Consider the following 24,204-nt stretch of genomic DNA (forward strand, 5'->3'; position numbering starts at 1 on the left):
GAATAGTTGGAGAACACGCCAGATGGCTATTCTTATGTACCACAGCCTATTCAGAAAGATGGGGCGGGTTGGCTGGATAAAGGGCCGAGAGATATTATGAGGGATCTGGAAAATCCTGATATGCTTGTCCCTCCAAAAACAGATGCTGGACTTGTACCAAATTTAAAATTTTCTTTTTCTGATACGCATATGGTTTTAAAAAATGGCGGTTGGTCTCGAGAAGTTACCGCTCGTGATTTGCCAATTGCCACTACATTGGCAGGTGTCAATATGAGTTTGACACCTGGTGGAGTTCGTGAACTGCATTGGCATCAACAAGCAGAATGGTCGTATATGCTTTTTGGTCATGCACGCATTACAGCGGTCGATCAAAATGGGCGTAACTTTATTGCCGATGTAGGTCCAGGGGATTTATGGTATTTCCCACCAGGAATTCCGCATTCCATACAGGGTCTTGAAGATGGCTGTGAATTTTTACTGGTGTTTGACGATGGGCATTTCTCAGATCTTAGTACATTTTCAATATCTGATTGGTTTGCCCATACTCCTAAAGATGTACTGTCCTCTAATTTTGGTGTTCCAATGAGCGCTTTTAAACATACCCCGAAAGAACAGGTCTATATTTATCAAGATAAGGTTCCAGGACCATTAGATACACAAAAAGTACAATCCCCATACGGTACAGTTCCTCAAACATTCAAACATAGTCTACTTGCCCAAACTCCTATTAAAACACCTGGTGGCAGTGTCAGAATTGTAGATTCCACTAATTTCCCTATTTCTAAAAATATAGCAGCAGCACTTGTCGAGATTAAATCTGGTGCAATGAGAGAGCTGCATTGGCATCCGAATAATGACGAATGGCAATATTACCTTCAAGGAAAAGGACGTATGACAGTGTTTGCTGCTAATGGCGTGGCTAGAACATTCGATTATCGCGCAGGAGATGTTGGATACGTGCCGTTTGCAAGTGGTCACTACATTGAGAATACCGGTCCTGATACATTATGGTTCCTTGAAATGTTTAAAAGTGATAGATTTCAGGATGTTTCATTAAATCAATGGATGGCTCTTACTCCATCTGAGTTAGTACAAAGCAATTTAAATATTGGTCCTGAACTTCTTAATGTATTAAGAAAGGAAAAGTGGCCGGTTGTAAAATATCCTGGATTTTCTTATTATCCAAGGTGAACATATGAACATATAGAAAAGCAGATGAGATTTTTCTCACCTGCTTATTTTAATATTGATATTTATTTCTAGTAGCAAGCAGAATACCGATTGCCGGAACAGTACAAATAAGCATTGCTGCAAATGATAGTCCAGGTGAAATCTCGTATAAATAGCCGCCTAAAAATGTAAGGATAGCTGTACTTAATCCCATTGCTAATGCGGAGTAAATGCCTTGTGCATTCGGAATTTGCTCCTTCGGCAATGTTTTTGTTAAATAGCTGATAAAAGCGAAATGCGCGAGAGCAAAAGATAATGCATGCAATGTTTGAGAAGCGATAAATACCCAGACATTCGGGAATAGGTAAATGAGAAGCCAACGTAGTGAAGAACCACTTGCTGCTAAAAGTAATAAAGAAGACGAGCGCCATTTTTTAAATAGTGTATCAGCCTTCATAAAATATAAAATTTCGCAAATAACGGCGATGTTTATAATCATCCCCATATAGAATGGATCAACATGTAAATCACCTAAATATATATAGCCATAGCTGTAATAAGAAGCATGTGCGCCTTGCAATAGGATAACTATTAATAAAACAATAGGGAAGCCTTTAATTGTCCATAATGTTTTCATCGACAATGATTTTGCACGTTGTTCTTTCGTCGGTACAACGAGTAACTCTTTTGGTGTAGCCATTTGTTGCATTAACAGCATACCAATCAGGCCGACCACCATACTCCAAAAGATAATGTCATTGCCAAATGCACCTGTCAGCATACTAATGATTAATACTGCAATAACAAAGCCAACGGAACCAAAGGAACGGCTTTTACCATAGTGTACATTTCCATGCTGTACGAGTGTTGCTGCACTACTTTCAACGGCAGGGAGCAAAGCTGGATAAAATACGCTAAATAAAAGAGTTACGATAAGAAGCGAGATAAAGCTTGTGCTTGGTATGTAAAGTAAAGCTGTGATCAGGGCACCTATTGCTAGAATAGTAGTGAGTCGTTTATTATGCACATATTTTGCAAGCGTCGGGAAGAAAAATAGATTTGAAGTTGCTCGTGCTAAAAGACCGCAGCCCATTATGACGCTAGCCTGTGAAACAGTAAGATGTTTGGCATCTACTAGCCACCCTGTCCAATAAGGTAAAAAAATACCCCATGTAAAGAAAAATGCAAAGAAATTTTGAGAAAGCCATCGTTGATTGTTCATAAATTTTACGTACCTCCAATTTAACTATGTTGAATAATAGCACGTTCATCGATACAATAATGTGAGATATCTCACATTTTTTTAAAGGGGAGAGTAAAAAATGCATATACTGACAGCTGAGGAACGTTCATACTATCTTAATAAATATCCAATTGATGATTTTTTTTCTTTTGATATTGATCCATTTCTGGAAGTATGTAAGTTTGACAAAGGGGAATGGATTTTTCAAGAAGGATCATTTCCAGATACGTTATACTACATGATTGAAGGAAAAGCGAAAATATATATGACGCATAAAAACGGAAAGGTCTCGCTTATCGAATACCCAGAGGCGCCGCGTTTTATGGGTGAAATTGAGTTGCTTAATGAGGCGAGATATACGAAGGGAGTTCAGACAGTAACTGAGACGATTTGTTTTTCGATTACACAGTCTTGCAAAGAAAAGTTACTCACGGATGTACTATTTTTACGTAAACTTTGTGTGTTTTTAGGGGAAAAGGCGACCAAAATAACGTCAAAATATACTCAGAATCAAGCATATCCACTTGAAAATCGACTTGCTGCATTTATCCAATTATCGTCAGATCAAGGAATCTATAAAGAAAAACATACGGAAATCTGTGAATATTTAGGGGTTTCTTATCGACATTTATTATATGTACTTGCACAATTTTGCGAAGAAAAAATTTTAGAGAAGAGAAAGAAAGGCTATCACATTATGGATGAAAAGCGTCTTTCCGAATTGGCACAGGAGATACTGTAAGGAATACTACAGCTTATTGTATTCACTTTTTTTAACTAACCAGCGTGCAATCTCTTTGCCGCTATGATAGAAGTTAATCTCATGGACACTTTGGTTTTGTGCGGAAATATTTAGGGTTTCTTCTATAACGCCAAAAGGTATAACCCCTATACGTTGGTGTTTATCGGGTAAAAATCTTTTGTGCTTTGCCTTAGCTTCAATGTTTTTACGAGCTTCAGCAGATTTTTGTGCATTTTGGAATGGACGAGCAAGTAATTCTCCTTGTTCTAATGTTGTGCTAGGTGAATAACAATTACCTTTCATTCAACATGCCCCCTTTGTCGTTAGTTTTATTGTACAAGACATGCAATCGGAAAAGTATTCATTTACAAGGCTTTAACGAAAACTTAAAAGTTAGTGAATCAATTATGCCTCGGCATAATTGCGTCCGGAATCGGCTTTGTGCTTTGGCCTGCAAATGTTTTTTGTGCGAAAGCGAAGCGTCAGCAACAGATGAATTGCCGCAGGACGTGGTGTTTTTAGACTGCGTTCCTCTATTTCAGCAGTTGTTTGTACACCCGCTGAAAGATAGAGTAGTAAAATGTAACCGTATTCATGCCATTAACGAATAGAAATCATAGAAAATTTGTATAATTCCAAGAGAAAAACACTTACTCAAACTATTGTGAATTTTCCCAACACAACGTATTATAGTAGTAGATTTAACGTGAAGGACTTCACATTGTCACGTAATCGTGAGGAGGAATTTTTAATGAGTGCAATTCGAGTAGGTATTGTAGGTTATGGAAATTTAGGGCGCGGTGTAGAGTATGCAATTTCACAAAATCCAGATATGGAATTAGTAGCGGTATTCACACGTCGCGATCCTTCAACTGTAAACATTGCAAGTAATGCAAGCGTATATTTAGTGGATGATGCTGAAAAATTCCAAAATGACATTGATGTGATGATTTTATGTGGTGGCTCAGCAACAGATTTACCAGAGCAAGGACCACACTTTGCACAATGGTTTAATACAATTGATAGCTTTGATACACATGCGAAAATCCCTGAGTTTTTCGAGGCTGTAGATGCAGCGGCACAAAAATCTGGTAAAGTATCAGTCATTTCAGTTGGCTGGGATCCAGGTTTATTTTCATTAAATCGTTTACTCGGGGAGTCAGTTCTACCAGTAGGCACAACTTATACTTTCTGGGGAGACGGTTTAAGTCAAGGTCACTCAGATGCTATACGTCGTATTGAGGGTGTTAAAAATGCTGTACAATACACATTACCTATTAAAGAGGCTGTAGACCGTGTTCGCAACGGTGAAAATCCTGAGCTGACAACGCGTGAAAAACATGCACGTGAATGTTGGGTTGTTCTTGAGGAAGGTACAGATGCAGCAAAAGTTGAGCAAGAAATCGTGACGATGCCAAACTATTTTGATGAGTATGATACTACAGTAAACTTTATTTCTGAAGAGGAATTTAAAGCAAACCACACAGGTATGCCACACGGTGGATTCGTTATTCGCAGCGGTGAAAGCGGCGCTAGTGAAAAACAAATTCTTGAATTCTCATTAAAGCTTGAAAGTAATCCAAACTTCACGTCTAGTGTTCTAGTAGCATTTGCTCGTGCAGCACATCGCTTAAACCAAGCTGGAGACAAAGGTGCAAAAACAGTATTCGATATCCCATTCGGTCTGTTATCACCAAAATCAGCTGCTGAATTACGTAAAGAACTTTTATAATATTAAACTATCTAACTACCCGATTATCATATTATTTGATAATCGGGATTTTTATTTTATTACGATTCAATTCTGTAAATTAACATAAAGTATATGGTAAACTGTCAATAATTTAATTATTTAAAAGATTTTTATATTTTTTATGAAGTTGTAACCTTACATAACCAGTTGAATGGGGAGGTTATCACCACATGACTACAGACATTATTATCCAATCAAAATGTATTCCACCGAGTCCGTCCAATCATTGTATTAGTAGAGCAACATTAATGAAAACATTAAAAAAAAGCCAAAACCATTCTTGCACACTTATTCATAGTGGAGCAGGGTATGGTAAAACAACAATCCTTACACAATTTTTACATGCCCAATCAAGCAAATTTTCTTGGTATAGTGTGTCAGAGGAAGATGATAATATATTGCCGTTTTTAAGGCATTTAGTTTTTAGTATCACACGAATTGTTCCATGCTTCGGCCATGAATTTGATGCTTGGAATCAATTGTCTCGTTTTCCGAAAATAGAGGAGCTTAATCGTTTGTTTAAGCTGTTTGTCAATAGTTTATGTGAAATTGAAGGACCGATTTTAATTGTCATAGACGATTATCATCTCGTTTCCCATGATTTTCATATTAATTATGTGATGGAAAAAATAATTGAGTTTGCACCACCGAATGTGCACTTTATTATCGCCTCGAGAACGTTGCCGAATTGGGATATTACGAGAAGATTAAAGCTACAAAAAAAATTACTCGTTATCTCTGAAGGAGAATTAGCATTTTCATCAGAGGAAATCGCTGTCTTTTTCGAGGATTATGTAGCTGTACATTTAACAAAAGATGAAATATCTAAGGTTTTGGAAATTACAGAAGGTTGGGCAATTAGCATCTCTTTATTAGCGGAGCAATGGAACAATGAGACATTAACTCATTGGCTAAATATCTCTACTAATGATCTTTTCACCTATTTATCGGAGGAAGTTTATCTTAAGATGTCTACATTCGAGCAAGAGGCATTATTAAAGCTGGCGATTTTCCCCACTTTCTCAGAGGAGTTTATTACTCAATTTTATGGTACAGAAATAGCAGAGGCGTTAAAACTGTTTGTACAGCGGCATTTATTTATTCAACCCATCACAAAGGATGGGTTATATCGTTTTCATGCCTTGTTCTGTCGTTTTTTAGAGTTAAAATGGCAACAAAATGCTTTACAGTATATTGCATTGCATAAACAAGCAGCATTGTATTATGTAAAACAAAACAATATACAAGCTGTTCTTCATCATGCTTTTAAAACGAATGATCAGGATTTTTGTGGTGAGCTATTACAAAATCATGCTGAAAGTCTAATACGTGCTGGGCAATTTGAGTGGTTATTAGAAAAAATAAATAGATTTACAGTTGGTGAAAAAACAGAATATTACAAACTTTATTACTTCGAAGGTGAGTGTCACCGTTATCGTGCTTATTATGAAAAAGCGAGGCAATGCTATGAAAACTGTGCAAACATCGCTAAAAGTAAGTATGATTTTCTCTTTATGACGAAAGCGCAGGCAGGTTTAGCACATATTTATCTTGATACCATTCAGCCAGCATTAGCAGAGCCGCATTTAAAAAGGGCTTTAGAATTAGCGAATCATACACCACTAAACGAAGAGGAACTTGTCGAATTGCAACGTCAGTATGCTGAAAATTTAGTGAATTTAGGGAAGGCGAAAGGTGCACAAATTTTTACGGACGAGGTTGCTTTGACAGAGGAAGTGCTACAAAGAGCAAATGTCGATGTTCGAATATTGTTAAGAACAGGGCAGCTACTAGAAGCAAATGAATTGCTGACGCAGCGGTTGGAATTACCGCCACAGCTTGTCGCGACACATAGAGAGAGTGAGCTGTTAGCATCATTTGTCTATGCGCTATTAGGTTTAGGGAAGGATGCTTGGTATGCCGCTCAACATGGGATTCGTAGAGGGTTACGTGAAAAATCGGTTTTTATTGAGGCTGTAGGCTATATTCGCAAAGCACATGCTTTACTATTAATAGATTTCCCTGACTATCATGGGGCCTGTAACGCTTATGAGAAAGCACTGACTTTAATGAATACTATTAATATCTCTCGTGTGAAGGCCGAGCCATACATGGGACTAGCGATTGTCAAACATGCGCAAGGAGATATAATCTCAGCAAAAAAATATGTAGCACTTGGCTTACAGGAAACGGAGCAAGTACAAGATGCTTGGATGACTGCCCTTATTTTAATTGCTGAAGTGAAAATCATTCTTTCTCAACATGAATATGAACGAGCACGCCAATTATTAATGAAGGCTCAGCGATTATTCAACGACTGTGGCGATCAAAATGGTGAAATGCATGTACTATTCTTTCAATCTGTGATTGCCTTCAAAGAAAATAATCCTCAACAATTTAATCATTATTTTCAGCAGTTTGCACAGCTATGTATCACAAATGGCTACGACTACTTTTTACAAAGGAAAACCATCCTCGGCCCACCGAATAGGATGATTTTTTATGAGCTATTACAATTTAGTAGAAAGTGTGATGGAGAAAATGCTGCTATTTTGACGATGCGCAGCTATTTTCAAGTTGAGGACAATATCGTTTATCCGCATGAGGAAGTGCAGGTGAATTTTTTAGGAAGTCTAGATTTAATAAGAAGGCATCGCAAGCTTGAGGATAAAGAATGGCAGCGCGATAAATCGAAGGAGCTCTTCGTCTATTTATATTGTCATCGTAACCGCTTTACGCCAAAGGAAGAGATTGCACAGGCATTATGGCCAGAGCGGAATGTTGATTCACTAGATCGGGATTTTAAAGTTGTGTTGAATACGTTGTTAAAGGTTCTTGAGCCAAATAGAAATGCGCGTCAAGAAAGCTTTTTCATTCAGCGCAAAAATAATATGTACGAATTGCAACATATTCATTTCCTGCAAATCGATGTCGAACGCTTTCTCTATTTTTATGAATTAGGGATGGTGGAGATCGATCCACAATTGTCAAACGAATGGCTACATCTTGCCGAAACGAGCTATACGGATGTGCTTTATGCTGAAAAGAAGCAGTTAGATTGGCTCATACAGGATCGAGAAAAGCTACAATCAATGTATATTGAAGTACTGGAAAGATTAGCACAAAATGCAACGAGACAACAAAATTATAAGCAAGCTATTTTTTATGCGGAAAGAATGATTCGTGAGGATGCATTATGGGAAGAAGGCTATCGGTTATTGATGTATAGCTACTATCAATTACAAAACCGCTCCCTTGCATTAAAGTGGTATGAAAAATGTGTGCAGCAATTAAAAAGAGAACTAAACACAACACCCATGGAATCGACGATGGTTGTTTATGATTTAATAATGGGGTAGTATATATAAGGCGTATAAACCATTTTTTGTAATATTAACTTGTGAATTGTAGTGGAGTCTGGACGCCCCCAGGAAGCTTTGCTCTGTGCGAAAGCGAAGCGGCAGCGATAAAAGCGCCCAGTCGGAACGGAAATCCACTTTATAATAATATTTGGAGGAACTATTATGTCATTTTGTAAGGTGAGTAAGGCGAATATTTACTATGAAGTTATTGGGACTGGAACACCAATCGTCATGCTCCATGGATATTCGCCAGATCATAGACTAATGAAGGGATGTATGGAGCCCGTTTTTGCAAAAAGGGAGGGCTGGAAACGAATTTATATTGATCTTCCAGGAATGGGCAAGACGACAGACTACGAAAAAATCAGTAACTCAGATGAAATGCTCGAGGCCGTAATAGAATTAATTCATACCTTACTACCAAATGAACGTTATTTATTGGTAGGAGAATCTTATGGTGGATATTTAGTTCGTGGAATTATGAGAGAGTATCATGAACAAATTTTAGGGGCTGCGTTTATTTGTCCGTTGATTATTCCAGATAAACAAAGTCGAACTGTGCCAGAACAAAGTGTTGTCTCGGCGGATAAAGACTTTTTATCGACACTAACGAAACAGGAGCTAGAAGATTTTAGCTCCCATCTCGTTGTTTTAGATGAATATAATTGTCAGCGATACATGAATGAAGTGTTAGCAGGACAAGAAAACGCAGATGTAGAATTTTTAGAAAAAATCCAAAAAAGCTATAGTTTTTCTTTTCCTGTAGATGAGATTTCATTTGATAAACCTTGCTTATTTTTGCTAGGTAAACAGGATTCCATGGTTGGCTATAAGGACGCTTTTACCATTTTAGATAAATTCCCAAGAGCAGCCTTCACAATTTTAGATAAGGCTGGGCATAACTTGCAAATTGAACAAGCTAATTTGTTTACGAGTCTTATGAGTGAATGGTTGGATCGGATAGAGGAATTTATGCATTCGAATAACCGAAGTTAAAGCCTTAGGACGCAATTATGCCGAGGCATAACTGATTCAAAAATACTCCGCAAAAACCCATTCTGGGGCAAATAAAAAGAATCCATTTTGAAAAAAGATTGATCAAAATGGATTCTTTTCTTATGAACTTGTATTCACATTTTATAAAAAAGATTGATCACTTTCATCCTATGATCTTCGGCAAACACGCACCATAACGGAAGAGTAGAAACCTCTTTAACATGAACGAAGAATAATAATTCTTCGGACAAAAGCAAGACGTTGCAACCAGCTGTTGCAAGCATTTGCTACTCTGAGGTTACATCATTCTACCTTACGATTCTTACAAATATTTATAAGCTATAGTAAAAATAAAATTAAGGAGTTGAAATCATGGAGTTCTATAAAAAGCTAAAAGAAGAACGCTTAAAACATAACTTATCACAAGAAGAATTAGCGATTAAATTAAACATAAGCAGACAATCGGTTTCTAAATGGGAGCTTGAAAAAGGCTATCCAAATATTGAAACACTTATTACATTAAGTGACTTATTCAACATTAGCATTGATGAATTAATTAAAGGAGATAATTTCTTGAGAAATAAAATCATCAAAGAAGGAAAAATGGGGGAATTAAAAATGACAGATCGATTTAAATGGCTGTATGTATTTAGTTCTATTTTAGTAGTATTTTGGCTTTTTGTACTTCCCTGGTCCAATCTATCAGGTCTAACATTAAGCATAATTAATCTCATAGCTGTTATTTACTTTGTAATTGTCGTTAATTACATTAAAAATAACAAGAAAAAATTTTTTAATTAAAGAGGACAGCAATCGGGTAGCTCAACACTATCTGATTGCTGTTTTTTTGTATTTAAAAGTCATTCTATGATGTAGTATATTTGGAGGAACTACTATGTCATTTTGTAAAGTAAGTAAGGCGAATATTTACTATGAAATAATTGGGACTGGCACACCAATCGTCATGCTCCATGGATATTCGCCTGATCATCAATTAATGAAGGGATGTATGGAACCAGTTTTTGCCGAAAGCGATGGCTGGAAACGGATCTATATTGACCTTCCAGGAATGGGCAAGACGACAGACTACAAAAAGATCAATAACTCAGATGAAATGCTAGAGGCCGTAATAGAACTAATACACTTCTTAATACCAAATGAACGTTATTTATTGGTAGGAGAATCTTATGGTGGCTATTTAGTGCGCGGAATCATGAGAGAGTATCAAGAGCAAATTTTAGGGGCAGCGTTTATTTGCCTGTTGATTATTCCGGATAAACAAAGTCGAACAGTGCCAGAACAAAGTATTGTCTCTGCGGATAAAGATTTTTTATCGACATTAACGAAACACGAACTAGAAGATTTTAGCTCACATCTAGTTGTTTTAGATGAATATAATTGTCATCGTTACACAAATGAAGTGCTAGCAGGTATTGAAAAGCCATTTTAGATAAATTTCCAAGAGCAACCTTCACTATTTTAGATATGGCTGGGCATAACTTGCAAATTGAACAAGCGAATTTGTTTAATAGTCTTATGCATGAATGGTTGGATAGGGTAGAGGCATTTATCGATTGAAATGCTTTTCTTTATTATGAATCAAACAAATATAGACAGAAAAAAATCCATGAATAATCAATATTCAATAGATTTTTTTCTGTCTATTTATAGATATCCACATTGAAATAATGGTCGCTACGCTGGAAGGGACCCTTAAAACCAGAGCGGTATTATCTAATTTTAGGATACATTTTTTAACTATGATTTAATAGAAAGCCATTGTTCTAGCGTACGTACTTCATTATTACTTTTGTACAAAATGATTTTATTGGATAAGACCTCTACGTAATGCTTCGGCTACTCCTTGTACACGATTGAATGCGTCAAGTTTGCGAATGGCAGAACGTACATAATCTTGGACAGTAAACTCACTAATACCAATAGATTGATGGCGGTCTACTAGCTTAATAATGGCTCATCACTAACTTTTGGTGATGAGCTCAGTTTGTTTTGGGGTCACTACCAATCCTAACAATTAACGGCCTCATTATTTTCAATATATATTTGAATTTGACAACTATAAGATTCTGTATTAAAGAAATCATTATATAACTCCACTTCAATGAAGCTTTTTACTTTTAAATTATTCTCTTTAACATATTTAATTATTTTATTTCTCCGCTCCTCTTCATTTTCTTTACTATAAGCTATCGTTAAATACTTTCCTTTTGGTAATGTTTTTATATTTTGTTCAGCTTCTAAAGTAGCATTTCCTTGAAGTCTACTAAAAACATACATTGGTATTACATCCGACTCTGCATTAACGTTGTAGAGGATCCCTCTTTCAAGTGACATTTTTCCGCCTTTATCTTGAATGCTCTTCTCTAAGTCTGAATAATATAGTAACTCCTGTAAACTTCCTACTTCTTTACATGGTGCTACAACTACAGAACGCTGTTCAAACAACTGAATAGATATGTCCTCATTCATTAAATTATCTTTAGAAGTCTCTACCTTTATATTTAAACGATCAATGGTATTGATGACTTCCTGCATTTTCTTTATTTGTTCTTCAGCTTCATATTTCTTCAATTGTAAAAATGCCAGTAATTCATCAGTATTACAGTTCTTAAAAATTTCTTGAAGTTCGACGATGCTTGTTTTTAATTCTCTACAGCTTTTAATTATATCTATATGAATAAATTGATCTATAGAATAATATCTATAGCCTGTTGTTTCATCAATATATTTTGGAATAAGAATCCCCATTTTATGATAATAGCGTAATGCTTTTACTGTAATGTCTTTCATCTTCGAAACTTCCCCAATAGAAAATAAGTGTTGCACCATCATCACTCCCTTTATATTTTTTCTTACAGAATTGTTGACTCTCCTCTTAGGGGAGACCTTATGATCATAATAAGGTATTTATAAGAAATACTAAATAAATTTATTTATATAACAGGGAGTTTTTAGATATGGATAAAGTAATATACAGAAGTCTAGCTAAAGAAGATTATGAATCTGTTAAAGAATTGATTGGTGAAGCATTTGGCTTCAATGAATTTATTAAGGATAAGAAATTTTTAGATTCAGTATTAAACATCTATCTACACGGCTGTATTTTAGAAAGTTCATTTAGCGAAGTAGCAGAAAAAGACAATAAGGTTATTGGTATTATTTTGGGCAATTCAAAAAAAGACAATAACCGTTTAAAGAAAGCTCATAATATTTTCAGTCTTGCCTATTCCATACTTAAAGTACTCATGGCTAAAAAGGAAAATAAAAAATTCATGAAAGAATTTGGAAAGGTTCAAGATGCATATAAAGAACTGATACACGCAAAAGAAAATGATTATCAAGGTTGTATAGAATTATTCATTGTCTCGGGGGAATCCAGAGGACTTGGGGTTGGAAAGGCTCTCATGAATCATTTGTTTGATTATATGGAAAGTATGGATGTAAAATCTTTATATTTATATACAGATACTAGATGTAACTATGGATATTATGACAGTCAAAACTTCGATCGTATAGATGAAAAAGAAATTGAATTTGATTCAATGAAGGAAAAACTTAACGTATTTTTATATAGTTATGATTTTTAACTAATAGCGATAAGGAGCTAGACAATGCGCTTGGGCCTTAGGGTAGAAAACCACCACGATGTTGGTGGAGAAAGAGGTTAAATCTAAAAAGAAAATGGTTAGGAGATTTAATTCCAACCATTTTCTTTACTAATTTCGTTTGATGTAATCTGTGCTGTTACAAGTGAAATAGATGGTGAAATCATGATATGATACGGATTTATATAGATAAAAATTGCCATTATACGTGTAAAAGATTATAGTATAGTAATCCTTCGTCATGAAATGAATCCTATTTTTGAACGTTTTTATCGAGGGGGATAAAGCAAGAAATCGGGAAACAGGAGGAACTGGTCTTAACTTATCTATAGCAAAACCAATAACCATCTGAAAGTTAAAGCTTCTGGCGGATAAGACTTTTTAAAAAATAATAAAGGACGACGATCCATGGGCGATGTTACAGCATATATCGATCAATTTGGATATATTGTATTATTTATAGCACTTTTACTAGAATTACTCGCACTCCCATTACCTGGAGAAGTGCTAATGAGTTATACTGGATTTCTTGTTTATAAAGGAGATTTAAATTGGATATTAAGCATATTAATAGCTGGCTTTGGATCTTGTTTAGGGATGACTATTTCCTACTGGATAGGTTATAAATTAGGAAAACCATTCTTTGAAAAATACGGTTATCGTGTTCATTTAGGGCCAAAACGATTAGAAAGTACATCTTTGTGGTTCAGCAAATACGGCAATAAGCTATTGATTATCGCCTTTTTTATTCCTGGAATTAGACACATTACAGGATACTTTTCTGGGGTTACCAGACTTCCCTATAGAACCTATGCTATTTTTGCCTATACTGGGGCATTCCTTTGGGTGACAGTATTTATTTCACTCGGTAAAATATTGGGGCCACAATGGGAAATGTTTCACAGTTCAATTAAAAAATACCTCATTATTGGTGGAATAGCTATTGCAATTATTATTATCGTTTATTTCCTATACAAAAAAAACAAAGCCCTCATTATAGAGTCGGCCACCAAACTATTAAACGTAACTTTGACAATATTCCATACGAAAAGGAAAGTTGCATTTCTATTAGCGCTGACTTTAATACTGACTTTAGGGCTAATAATTTTAATGATTGGAATGATAGAAGACTTCCTTAGTAATGAATTTACAACTTTTAACCAGGTTGTGAGTATGTTAATGCCTTTAATTTTCAACCAAAATTGGTCAGAGGCTATGCACATATTCTCATTAATGGGTTCGAGACTAGTTCTTTGTATAGTGATTATTTTTACTCTAGTTTTGATTTTATTGAAGGGGCAAAATAAATTAATGGAGTTAAGCTCTTTTTTGATAGTTCTTGTTGGTGGAGAGCTGTATGAAGAAGGTTTAAGAAGAATTTTCCAAAACCATTTTCCAAACGAACAAACCTTAATGAATTTTATCATCTTTGGTTTCGCAATTTTTATTGTTGTTCGATATGTTGAAAGTCGATGGATTCACACTTTCGTTCCAATTACTGGACTAGTTGTATTAATACTAATTGCAATCAGTCATTTGTATTTTAACGATGAACTTCCAAGTGATATTACTGCTGATTTTGTTTTTGGAGGAGTTTGGTTAGGTTTGAATATACTTTTACTTGAAATAAGCCGATTGCTAAGAAGTATAGATATGCATAGGGGAAATAGAGGCTAGGACAAAACTAGTCAAAACCTAAAAAGCGCGAGAAATCAATTTAGAAACATTGATTTCTCGCGTTTTTTTTGATATTAGTGCGGTCAGATATGCTGTATTTTCTAAAATGTTCCGATAAATCGATGAAACATTCCGATAAAATCTGAAATTGTTCCGATAAATCTAAAAATTGTTCCGATAAAACATAAATTTATTCCGATAAACCTTTTATCCCCGGAAATGATGATAAAAGGGTAGCTACTGAAAAAGCGGAAAGTAAATGACTTTAGAAATATCCCTTTGATCAAGTGAAGCGACGCGACGCAAACTATCAGTGCGGTCAGATAGCGTGCATGAAGGTAGATGACGATATTTTTCGAAAGTTGGTCGATAAATCGATAAAGTTGGTCGATAAGCAATCAAAAGTTCTCGATAAATCTAAAAACTGTTTCGATAAACCCTCATCCCCGCAAAAAAACACACTTTCGTCGCAGAAAAATGAGCGCCCTACTATGTAATATTAAAGATAAGTAATTGTACATGATGATTTATTTCATAATTACTTTTTTATAATGTTACACATAATATGAAAATGTACATTACTAAATTTAATTTTGGTAGTGTACATTTTTTATTTTGGAGAAAATTTTATAGATAATTATTAAAATATTTGTTATTTTACAATTACTCGGAAAGCAGTTAAAACGAGAATTAACGTTCAGATCGAAAAATTTTATACCTATCATTCAAATAACTATTTGACTATTAGAGTATTCGAGAGTATTATAAAAACAATAAAATAAACGTTTGAATGTATGGAGGGGAAAGATAATGAAGGAAATTTGTGAAATTACTTGTATTCATGAAGATAAAGTAAAAAATGTACAAAAAAAATTAAATGAGAAAAAGCCACTAGAAGTTGCAAAAGTTTTCAAAGCTCTTTCTGACGATACACGTGTGAAAATTGCTTATGCACTTACATTAGAAGATGAATTATGCGTTTGTGATATTGCTAATATTATTGGTTCAACAACGGCAACTGCATCTCATCATTTAAGACTATTACGTAATCTAGGATTAGCTGAATATCGCAAGGAAGGTAAATTAGTTTATTACGCTATTCATGATCCATATTTTAAGCATTTAATCAGTGTTGCCTTTGAAGATCAGAAAGATGGTGAAAAAAATGAATGAAGAAAAACAGGTATTCCGCGTGAACGGTTTCTCTTGTGCCAACTGTGCAAGTAAATTTGAACGTAATGTAAAAGAATTACCTGGTGTTCAAGATGCAAAGGTGAACTTTGGTGCATCTAAAATTTCAGTTAAAGGCGAAGTAACCGTAGAAGAGTTAGAAAAAGCAGGAGCTTTCGAAAGCTTAAAAGTATCGCCAGAAAAACCAAAACGTGTTGCTCCATCCCATACAGATACAACTTATAGAGTTGAAGGCTTCTCTTGTGCGAACTGTGCAGGTAAATTTGAACGTAATGTAAAAGAGCTTCCTGGAGTACAAAATGCAAAAGTAAACTTTGGTGCTTCAAAAATTTCAGTAACAGGTGAAACGACTATTGCAGAACTTGAAAAAGCTGGCGCATTTGAAAATTTAAAAGTCTCAATGGATACGCCTTCATACAAATCTAAAGCACCGACTTCTGACAAAAGTGATGAGCCAGTTGAAAAGAAAGTGCCATTTTATAAAAAACATAGCACACTTTTATACGCAACCTTGTTTATCGTATTCGGTTACCTATCCCAATACGTAAATGGTGAAGAAAACCTTATTACTTCCCTATTATTTGTAGCTTCGATTGTAATCGGTGGTTTCAGTCTATTCAAAGTTGGTTTCAAAAATATAACTCGCTTTGACTTTGACATGAAAACATTAATGACGGTAGCTGTCATCGGTGCTGCAATTATTGGGGAATGGGCAGAAGCATCCATTGTTGTTATCTTATTCGCCATTAGTGAGGCGTTAGAGCGTTACTCAATGGATAAAGCACGTCAATCAATTCGTTCATTGATGGATATCGCACCAAAAGAAGCGTTAATTCGTCGAAATGGTCAAGAAATCATAGTAAACGTGGATGATATCGAGATTGGCGATATTATGATTGTTAAACCTGGACAAAAAATTGCCATGGATGGTGTCGTTGTTAGCGGCCTTTCGGCGGTCAACCAAGCAGCTATTACAGGTGAATCAGTACCAGTTTCAAAAACAGTAAATGATGAGGTATTCGCTGGTACATTAAATGAAGAAGGTTTATTAGAAGTTAAAATCACAAAATACGTTGAAGATACAACGATTTCAAAAATTATACATCTAGTTGAAGAAGCTCAAGGTGAACGTGCTCCTTCACAAGCATTTGTTGATAAATTCGCTAAATACTATACACCCATTATTATGGTCATTGCAGGGCTTGTAGTAATTGTTCCCCCACTCTTTTTTGATGGTAGTTGGGAAACTTGGATTTATCAAGGTTTATCTGTTCTTGTAGTTGGTTGTCCATGTGCGCTTGTTATTTCCACACCAATTTCAATTGTTTCTGCCATTGGTAATGCTGCTAAAAAAGGTGTGTTAATTAAAGGTGGCATTTACTTAGAGGAAATGGGTTCGCTTAAAGCAATTGCTTTTGATAAAACAGGTACACTTACAAAAGGTATTCCAGTAGTTACAAACTTTGATGTAATGAGCAAACAAAAAGATTCAAAAGAAATTCTAGCGATTATTACAGCTTTAGAATATCGCTCACAACACCCTTTAGCGTCTGCGATTATTAAAAGAGCTGAAGAAGAAAATGTTTCATTCCAAGATATCAATGTGGATGCTTTCTCAGCTATTACTGGTAAGGGAATTAAAGGTGAAGTAGATGGCACACTGTATTACATTGGTAGCCCTAAATTGTTCCAAGAGTTAAAGGTATTCATTCCAGAGAACTTAGAAGAAAAAATTATAACTCTTCAAAATGAAGGCAAAACTGCCATGATTTTAGGGACTGAAAAAGAAGTATTAGCAGTCATTGCTGTAGCTGATGAGGTACGTGAATCTAGCCAAGAAATTATTGAAAAATTGCATAACATGGGTGTTAAGAAAACAATCATGTTGACTGGTGATAATAAAGGGACTGCGCATGCAATCGGTCATCTAGTAGGGGTTTCTGAAATTCAAGCTGAATTAATGCCCGAAGATAAACTTTCCTATATCAAACAACTTCGAAAAGACTATGGTAATGTCGCAATGGTCGGTGATGGTGTTAATGATGCTCCTGCTTTAGCAGCTTCTACTGTAGGTATCGCTATGGGTGGCGCTGGCACAGATACTGCATTAGAAACAGCAGATGTTGCTTTAATGGCAGATGATTTGCGTAAGTTACCATTCACTATCAAATTAAGTCGAAAATCATTAAATACTATTAAAGCCAACATTATCTTTGCAATAGCGATTAAACTTATCGCCTTATTATTAGTAATACCAGGTTGGTTAACTTTATGGATCGCTATTATGTCTGATATGGGAGCAACTTTATTAGTAGCATTAAATGGTCTACGATTAATGCGAGTAAAAGAATAAAATGATTCGTATAACATCTTTTTATATTTGTAATTCGAAACAAAGACTGAATCCAATCTTGGATTCAGTCTTTGTTTTTTTGATTAAAATGTGCAACCTTTTATAAAAGTATTGTTACATTAATAATTGTAAATAAATTGTTGACTTTTAATAAAACATTTAGGGCTGCTCATTAAAGATTTTTTGTCGATGCCGTTGCGCTACCGCTGCACTTTCGCGACAGAGCCCCCTTGCAGCTGTCGTTGCGCTACCGCTCCACTTTCGCTGCAGAAAAATGAGCTCCCCTTAGGGCAGCTCATTTTTTGTAACTAATTTGTAACTACAGTTTTATATAGTGGATTTAACAACGAAAGCGCTTTCTAATTAGTTCATTATGAAAGGGGATATGGGATGAAGAAGCATTGGCTATTATTGTTTTTATTGATGCTGACAATGTTGATGGTGGCTTGTAATTCAGAGGGGTCGAAGGATAGTTCAACAGATGGTAAGGCTTCGGAGGATGATACGAAGGGGACTGCTGAGGAAGGGGGCACTATTAAAATCGGTGTGCTTGCGTCATTGACTGGTGCTCTGGAGTCGTATGGGAAACAAACAAAGAATGGCTTTGAATTAGGGATTGATTATGCTACAGGCGGTACGATGGAGGTTAATGGTAAGAAAATAGAAATTGTCTATGAAGACACAGAAACAAAGCCTGAGGTTGCAGTACAGAAAGCGACAAAGCTATTGGAAAATGACAAGGTTGATTTCTTAGTAGGTTCTTCTAGCTCAGGTGATACGCTTGCTGTTCTACCACTTGCGGAAGAATACCAAAAGATTATGGTGGTGGAGCCTGCGGTAGCGGATAGCATTACGGGTTCAGAATTTAATAAATATATTTTCCGTACAGGTCGAAATTCTTCTCAGGATGCTTATGCTGCAGCGGCAGCAATCGCAGGAAAAGGTGTTAAGATCGCAACATTTGCGCCGGATTATTCTTTTGGCTTGGATGGGGTAAAAGCCTTTAAGACTGCTGCGGAAAAACTAGGCGCAGAAATTGTTTTAGAGGAATATGCTGATCCGGCAGCAACTGATTTTACGTCCAATTTGCAAAAAGTAATTGATGCAAAACCAGATTATTTATTTGTTGTTTGGGCTGGCGCAAACTCACCGTGGAATCAAATTGCAGATTTAAAAATTCAAGAAAAGGGCATTAAAATTTCTACGGGTGCACCAGATATTATTGCATTGAAATTTATGAATCCGTTAATTGGTATGGAAGGGTTCTCTGTTTATTATCATACGTTACCACAAAATGATGTAAATAAATGGTTAGTTGAGGAACATAAAAAACGCTTCAATGAAGTTCCGGATTTATTTACACCAGGGGGCATGTCTGCAGCAATCTCAATTGTAGATGCTCTGAAAAAATCAAATGGCGATACAGATGCGGAAAAACTTATCGGCATTATGGAAGGAATGTCATTTGAAACGCCAAAAGGAAAGATGACTTTCCGAAAAGAAGATCATCAAGCATTACAGTCGATGTATTCGATCCGTCTTGAAAAACAAGATGGTGTAGATTATCCGGTACCAGTACTAATTCGCGAGCTTAGCCCTGAAGAAACAGCACCTCCGATCATGAATAAGTGAAATTACGAGACAGATATTCTTCTGTCTCTCTTCACCCACTTTCATATGAAAATGGGTGAAGAGAGATAGAAGTACTAGAAAGGAGAATACGATGGAACCCATTTTGCGAACAGAAAACTTAACCATTCGTTTTGGCGGACACACAGCTGTCGACCATGTGAATTTTAATATGCCGGAAAAGCATTTAAAGTCAATTATCGGACCAAATGGAGCCGGAAAAACAACTTTCTTTAATTTGATTAGTGGAGAGTTAAAGCCGACTGCCGGGGATGTCTATTTCAAGGGACAATCACTTGCACAAAAATCATCTATTGAAAGAACTCGAATGGGACTGGGGCGATCTTTTCAAATTACGAATGTTTTTCCGAACTTAACAGTTTTAGAAAATGTCCGTTTGGCTGTGCAATCCAAGGAGAAAGTTCGTTACCAATTATTTCGCCATTATAAAAGCTATAAGGCGATTACAGAACAAGCGGAAGAGCTATTAACACTAGTATTGCTTGAAAATAAAAGAGATGCCCTGACGACAATGCTGTCCCATGGGGAAAAGAGAAAGCTTGAGATTGCTATGCTATTAGCACTTGATACGGAAATCCTTTTACTTGATGAACCAACGGCAGGCATGTCTTTAGAGGAGGTGCCAACGATTTTAGAGGTGATTCGCACTATTAAAAATCAAGGTGATAAAACCATTCTCCTCATTGAGCACAAGATGGATATGATTTTAGATTTGTCGGATTCGATTATGGTGCTATTTAATGGCCAGCTTCTTGCAGATGGAACACCAGGGGACATCATGAAAAACGAAACCGTACAAAATGCTTATTTAGGAGGTCTGTACGATGAACACCTTACTGAAATTAAATGATGTCCACACATATATCGGTCAATATCATATTTTGCAGGGGGTCAATTTTGAGGCCATGGAGGGGCAAGTAAGTGTACTGCTTGGCAGAAATGGAGCAGGAAAAACGACCACATTAAAAACGATTATGGGGTTAACGCCTGCCTCAAAGGGAGAGGTAGAATTTCGCTCACATTCTATTAAGAAAAACCCAACCTATAAAGTTGCAAAATTAGGAATAGGCTATGTACCGGAAAACCAAGGGATTTTTGCAGATTTAACCGTAGAGGAAAATATGAAAGTGGCCATGCGGAAAGAAGATACAGCTACTTTAGAGCGACAAAATTATGTACTGGAGCTGTTTCCTGATTTAAAGAAATTTTGGAAGAAGGCTGGTGGACATCTTTCGGGTGGTCAAAAGCAAATGCTGTCCATGGCAAGGGCATTTATCAATGATAGTAAGTTAATTTTGATTGATGAGCCTTCTAAAGGACTGGCGCCCATAGTGGTAGAAAAAGTAATGGAGGCCATCGTTGAAATGAAAAAGCAAACGTCCATCATCCTTGTAGAGCAAAATTTTATGATGGCGAGCCGAATTGGCGATACGTATACATTGATTGATGATGGTAGAACAGTTCACTCGGGCAAAATGCAGGATCTTATCCATCATGAAGAACTAAAAAGAAAATATCTTGGAATCGGATAAAGGTGGTGTACTTTATTGGAGCTATTCGTCAATTTAGTCATTAATGGCCTTGCAACTGGTATGTTAATTTTTTTACTGGCGGCCGGTCTGACGCTAATTTTTGGATTAATGGATGTTTTGAACTTTGCACATGGTGGTTTATTTGTTTGGGGGGCTTATGCTGGGATCTTTACGTATATGTTTACAGAGAGCTTTCTCATTGGAGTTATAGGTGCCATTGTAACAGGGGCTTTATTAGGACTTATTACAGAAAAATTAATTATAACACCTGTGTATGGCAATCATATTCAGCAAATTTTAATTACATTAGGGCTGATGCTCGTGCTGCAAGAGATGATTAAAGTTGTATTTGGTCCAAATGGTGTAGCGGTGAAAACGCCGAGTTACTTAACAGGCAGCTGGGAAATTGGAGACGTTATTATCATTAAATATCGATTATTTATTATTGTAGTAGGTTTTATCATTTTTGGTATTTTCCAATACATGTTAAAGAAGACGAAGATTGGGCTAATAGTTCGGGCTGGTGTACAGGATAAAGAAATGGCACAGGTACTTGGCATTCATATAAAGCGAGTATTTTTATATGTTTTTATGGTTGGTGCGGCATTAGCAGCGCTAAGTGGTATGTTAATGGCTCCGTATTCAGGTGTTATCTATGCGGAAATGGGTATGGAGTATGCGATTTTAGGCTTTATCGTTGTCGTAATCGGAGGCATGGGCAGTTTTTCGGGCTCGCTACTGGCAGCTATATTAGTAGGTTTGGCAGGTAGCTTTATGGCATATTATGTGCCAGTGCTATCACTTGCGGTCAATATGATTTTAATGGCCATCGTCTTAATTTTCCGTCCACAAGGTTTATTTGCTATGAGAAAGGAGAGATCAACATGAAAATGAAGCTTTCTTTGCAGCATTTATGCTTTTTCCTAATGTTAGCTATTTTAGTGATTCTCCCTTTCGTCAATGATTCAAGGACGCTCATTATTTTATTAAGTCAAATCTTTATTTTCGGTATTTTAGCGATGAGCTATGACATTCTCCTTGGCTATACAGGTATTGTGTCGTTCGGGCATGCGATGTTTTTTGGTATAGGTGCGTATACAACGGCTGTCATGCTGAAACAAATGGAGCCAACACTCTCGACATTTTTCTTATCTATCGTAGTTGGCATGATGCTAGCAGGGTTCATTAGCTTTTTAGTAGGATTACTGACACTTCGATTGAAAAGTCATTTTTTTGCGATGTTGACATTAGCCTTTTCGGGACTATTTTTAGTAGTGGCAGAAAAATGGCGTTCTGTCACATACGGAAATGATGGTTTTACGTTTAGAGCACCAGAAATATTTAGAGATCGAATGACGTTTTATTTCTTTGTGCTAACATGCTTAGTTGTTATTTTTATTGCGCTATATCGCTTCGTTAACTCGCCGACTGGTCGAATTTTAATTGCGGTTCGGGAAAATGAACAACGAACAAAATCGTTAGGCTACAACACCTTGTACTATAAAGTGATTGCATCAATTGTCGCAGGAACAGTTGCCAGCTTAGCAGGCTCCTTATATGCTGTGTCACTCCGATTTGTCAATACGAGTGTGATGACAATGGACATTACGTTAGATGCATTATTAATGACGATTATTGGCGGTGTTGGCACATTAGTTGGACCATTACTAGGAGCTGCTGTTATTGAATATGCACAGCATGCACTTTCAGGGTTAGCTCGTGATTATCCAATATTTGAACGTTGGATTATCTTCTTTGGGATTCTTTATATTTTAGCTGTTATCTTTTTCCCAAAAGGAATTATTGGCTCACTGCGTATGATGTTTTGGAAATGGCGAATAAAGCATAAGGAAAAAGATCAAACATCGGTTGCCCTGTCGCAGGAAAAGGAGCGATTCGAATGACTGTAGGCATAGTAAGTACAGGAATCTATATTCCACAAACGAAAATGACATCTAAAGAAATTGCGGCGCTTTCCAATATTCCAGAGGATATTATTCGGCAAAAAATGGGCATCTATGAAAAGCCTATTCCTGGTGAGCATGATCATACGGTTCAAATGGGTATATGGGCAGCACAGGACGCTATACGCAAGGCTAATATCGACCCAAAGGACATTGATGTTGTGATTTATATGGGAGAGGAGCATAAGGAGTATCCATTATGGACTGCCTCGATAAAAATGCAGGAGGAGCTCGGGGCCGTAAATGCTTGGGCATTCGATGTGCAATTAAGATGTGGCACGACCATTATGGCACTAAAACTAGCGAAAAGCTTAATGGCGTCGGATGATTCAATTCATACCATACTCCTAGCTGGTGGCTATCGCAACGTTGATTTTATCGATTACAGTAATCCTCGAACACGCTTTATGTACAATTTAGCAGCTGGTGGTGGCGCCATCCTTTTACAAAAAAACTATGACAAAAATCAATTATTAGAGGCAGATATTATGACGGATGGCTCGTTCTCAGAGGATGTTGTCGTACCTGTCGGTGGTACAAAAAAACCTTTGACGTCTTCTGATTTAGAAAATAATTTGTATCAACTCGATGTGATCGATCCGATTGGGATGAAGGAGCGCTTAGAGCAAAAATCTTTAAGCAATTTTTTGAAGGTAATTCGAACATCCTTGGCGAAAAGTGGATTAACTGAGGGGGATATTGGCTATCTAGCAATGCTTCACATGAAAAAATCTGCTCATGATTATATTTTATCTGAACTCGGCTTAGAGCAGGAGCAGTCCATCTACTTACAAGAGTACGGTCATATCGGACAGATTGACCAAATATTATCATTGCAGCTGGCATTAGAAGAAGGCCGTATCCACGATGGAGATATCGTTACACTTGTTAGTGCAGGAATTGGCTATGTTTGGGGAGCTATTACTATTCGATGGAGATAAGGGG

20 protein-coding genes and 1 pseudogene are annotated in these 24,204 nt (G+C 36.4%); 18 read left to right on the forward strand and 3 right to left on the reverse strand.

Annotation, left to right across the window (positions count from 1 at the left end; all coding sequences use genetic code 11):
* The first annotated feature begins 6 nt into the window (after positions 1–6).
* On the forward strand, positions 7–1,191 hold the full coding sequence (locus ACQKMV_RS05520) for an oxalate decarboxylase family bicupin (RefSeq protein WP_427502775.1): 1,185 nt from the start codon (positions 7–9) through the stop codon (positions 1,189–1,191).
* Between the two features lie 49 nt (positions 1,192–1,240).
* Here ACQKMV_RS05520 and ACQKMV_RS05525 read toward each other — a convergent pair whose 3' ends face one another.
* Positions 1,241–2,392, reverse strand: coding sequence for an MFS transporter (locus ACQKMV_RS05525; protein ID WP_427502776.1), 1,152 nt, complete (start codon positions 2,390–2,392; stop codon positions 1,241–1,243).
* A gap of 100 nt (positions 2,393–2,492) precedes the next feature.
* Here ACQKMV_RS05525 and yeiL point away from each other — a divergent pair, with 100 nt between their 5' ends.
* Positions 2,493–3,155, forward strand: a complete 663-nt coding sequence (gene yeiL / locus ACQKMV_RS05530) for a transcriptional regulator YeiL (RefSeq protein WP_427502777.1) — start codon at positions 2,493–2,495, stop codon at positions 3,153–3,155.
* Between the two features lie 6 nt (positions 3,156–3,161).
* Here the strand turns inward: yeiL and ACQKMV_RS05535 are convergent, their stop codons facing one another.
* Positions 3,162–3,458: a hypothetical protein gene (locus ACQKMV_RS05535; RefSeq protein ID WP_427502778.1), complete on the reverse strand. Its 297-nt coding sequence runs from the start codon at positions 3,456–3,458 to the stop codon at positions 3,162–3,164.
* A 448-nt stretch (positions 3,459–3,906) separates the two neighbouring features.
* On the opposite strand from ACQKMV_RS05535, the gene ACQKMV_RS05540 reads away from it, so the two are divergent.
* The 5 genes from ACQKMV_RS05540 (at position 3,907) to ACQKMV_RS05560 (ending at position 10,716) form a co-directional block, all read left to right on the forward strand.
* Positions 3,907–4,887 (forward strand): diaminopimelate dehydrogenase, encoded by a 981-nt coding sequence (locus ACQKMV_RS05540; protein WP_427502779.1) that lies wholly within the window; start codon positions 3,907–3,909, stop codon positions 4,885–4,887.
* Between the two features lie 191 nt (positions 4,888–5,078).
* Positions 5,079–8,267, forward strand: a complete 3,189-nt coding sequence (locus ACQKMV_RS05545) for a BTAD domain-containing putative transcriptional regulator (RefSeq protein WP_427502780.1) — start codon at positions 5,079–5,081, stop codon at positions 8,265–8,267.
* A 165-nt stretch (positions 8,268–8,432) separates the two neighbouring features.
* The gene (locus ACQKMV_RS05550; RefSeq protein WP_427502782.1) at positions 8,433–9,266 is read left to right on the forward strand and encodes an alpha/beta fold hydrolase; all 834 of its coding nucleotides are present in this window, start codon (positions 8,433–8,435) and stop codon (positions 9,264–9,266) included.
* A gap of 372 nt (positions 9,267–9,638) precedes the next feature.
* Entirely contained in the window at positions 9,639–10,067 is a 429-nt protein-coding gene (locus ACQKMV_RS05555; RefSeq protein ID WP_053485525.1) for a helix-turn-helix domain-containing protein, read from the forward strand.
* 94 nt (positions 10,068–10,161) lie between these two features.
* Positions 10,162–10,716, forward strand: coding sequence for an alpha/beta fold hydrolase (locus ACQKMV_RS05560; RefSeq protein ID WP_427502784.1), 555 nt, complete (start codon positions 10,162–10,164; stop codon positions 10,714–10,716).
* Between the two features lie 578 nt (positions 10,717–11,294).
* Here ACQKMV_RS05560 and ACQKMV_RS05565 read toward each other — a convergent pair.
* Positions 11,295–12,119: a MerR family transcriptional regulator gene (locus ACQKMV_RS05565; RefSeq protein ID WP_427502785.1), complete on the reverse strand. Its 825-nt coding sequence runs from the start codon at positions 12,117–12,119 to the stop codon at positions 11,295–11,297.
* 125 nt (positions 12,120–12,244) lie between these two features.
* Between ACQKMV_RS05565 and ACQKMV_RS05570 the strand changes: the two genes are divergently transcribed.
* The 11 genes and pseudogenes from ACQKMV_RS05570 (at position 12,245) to ACQKMV_RS05620 (ending at position 24,200) form a co-directional block, all read left to right on the forward strand.
* Complete coding sequence (locus ACQKMV_RS05570; protein WP_427502786.1) at positions 12,245–12,874, forward strand: GNAT family N-acetyltransferase; 630 nt, start codon at positions 12,245–12,247, stop codon at positions 12,872–12,874.
* Positions 12,875–13,147: 273 nt separating this feature from the next.
* Positions 13,148–13,235, forward strand: a pseudogene (locus ACQKMV_RS05575) (hypothetical protein); the annotation flags it as partial.
* A 65-nt stretch (positions 13,236–13,300) separates the two neighbouring features.
* A complete protein-coding gene (locus tag ACQKMV_RS05580) occupies positions 13,301–14,569 on the forward strand; it encodes a VTT domain-containing protein (protein WP_427502787.1) in 1,269 nt (422 codons plus the stop codon).
* A gap of 807 nt (positions 14,570–15,376) precedes the next feature.
* Positions 15,377–15,742, forward strand: a complete 366-nt coding sequence (locus ACQKMV_RS05585; protein WP_427503095.1) for an ArsR/SmtB family transcription factor — start codon at positions 15,377–15,379, stop codon at positions 15,740–15,742.
* Complete coding sequence (locus ACQKMV_RS05590) at positions 15,735–18,113, forward strand: heavy metal translocating P-type ATPase (RefSeq protein WP_427503096.1); 2,379 nt, start codon at positions 15,735–15,737, stop codon at positions 18,111–18,113. Before ACQKMV_RS05585 ends, ACQKMV_RS05590 begins: the two co-directional genes overlap by 8 nt.
* A 390-nt stretch (positions 18,114–18,503) precedes the next feature.
* The gene (locus ACQKMV_RS05595; RefSeq protein WP_427502788.1) at positions 18,504–19,745 is read left to right on the forward strand and encodes a substrate-binding domain-containing protein; all 1,242 of its coding nucleotides are present in this window, start codon (positions 18,504–18,506) and stop codon (positions 19,743–19,745) included.
* A 91-nt stretch (positions 19,746–19,836) separates the two neighbouring features.
* Positions 19,837–20,613, forward strand: a complete 777-nt coding sequence (locus ACQKMV_RS05600) for an ABC transporter ATP-binding protein (protein WP_427502789.1) — start codon at positions 19,837–19,839, stop codon at positions 20,611–20,613.
* Entirely contained in the window at positions 20,588–21,295 is a 708-nt protein-coding gene (locus ACQKMV_RS05605; protein ID WP_427502790.1) for an ABC transporter ATP-binding protein, read from the forward strand. Before ACQKMV_RS05600 ends, ACQKMV_RS05605 begins: the two co-directional genes overlap by 26 nt.
* Positions 21,296–21,310: 15 nt before the next feature.
* The gene (locus ACQKMV_RS05610; protein WP_427502791.1) at positions 21,311–22,183 is read left to right on the forward strand and encodes a branched-chain amino acid ABC transporter permease; all 873 of its coding nucleotides are present in this window, start codon (positions 21,311–21,313) and stop codon (positions 22,181–22,183) included.
* Positions 22,180–23,199: a branched-chain amino acid ABC transporter permease gene (locus ACQKMV_RS05615; RefSeq protein ID WP_427502792.1), complete on the forward strand. Its 1,020-nt coding sequence runs from the start codon at positions 22,180–22,182 to the stop codon at positions 23,197–23,199. The genes ACQKMV_RS05610 and ACQKMV_RS05615 overlap by 4 nt, the downstream gene beginning before the upstream one ends.
* On the forward strand, positions 23,196–24,200 hold the full coding sequence (locus tag ACQKMV_RS05620) for a 3-oxoacyl-ACP synthase (protein ID WP_427502794.1): 1,005 nt from the start codon (positions 23,196–23,198) through the stop codon (positions 24,198–24,200). The genes ACQKMV_RS05615 and ACQKMV_RS05620 overlap by 4 nt, the downstream gene beginning before the upstream one ends.
* Positions 24,201–24,204: the final 4 nt, after the last annotated feature.

The sequence above is a fragment of the Lysinibacillus sp. NPDC094403 genome, assembly GCF_050278745.1.
In the GTDB taxonomy this organism is placed as follows: domain Bacteria; phylum Bacillota; class Bacilli; order Bacillales_A; family Planococcaceae; genus Lysinibacillus.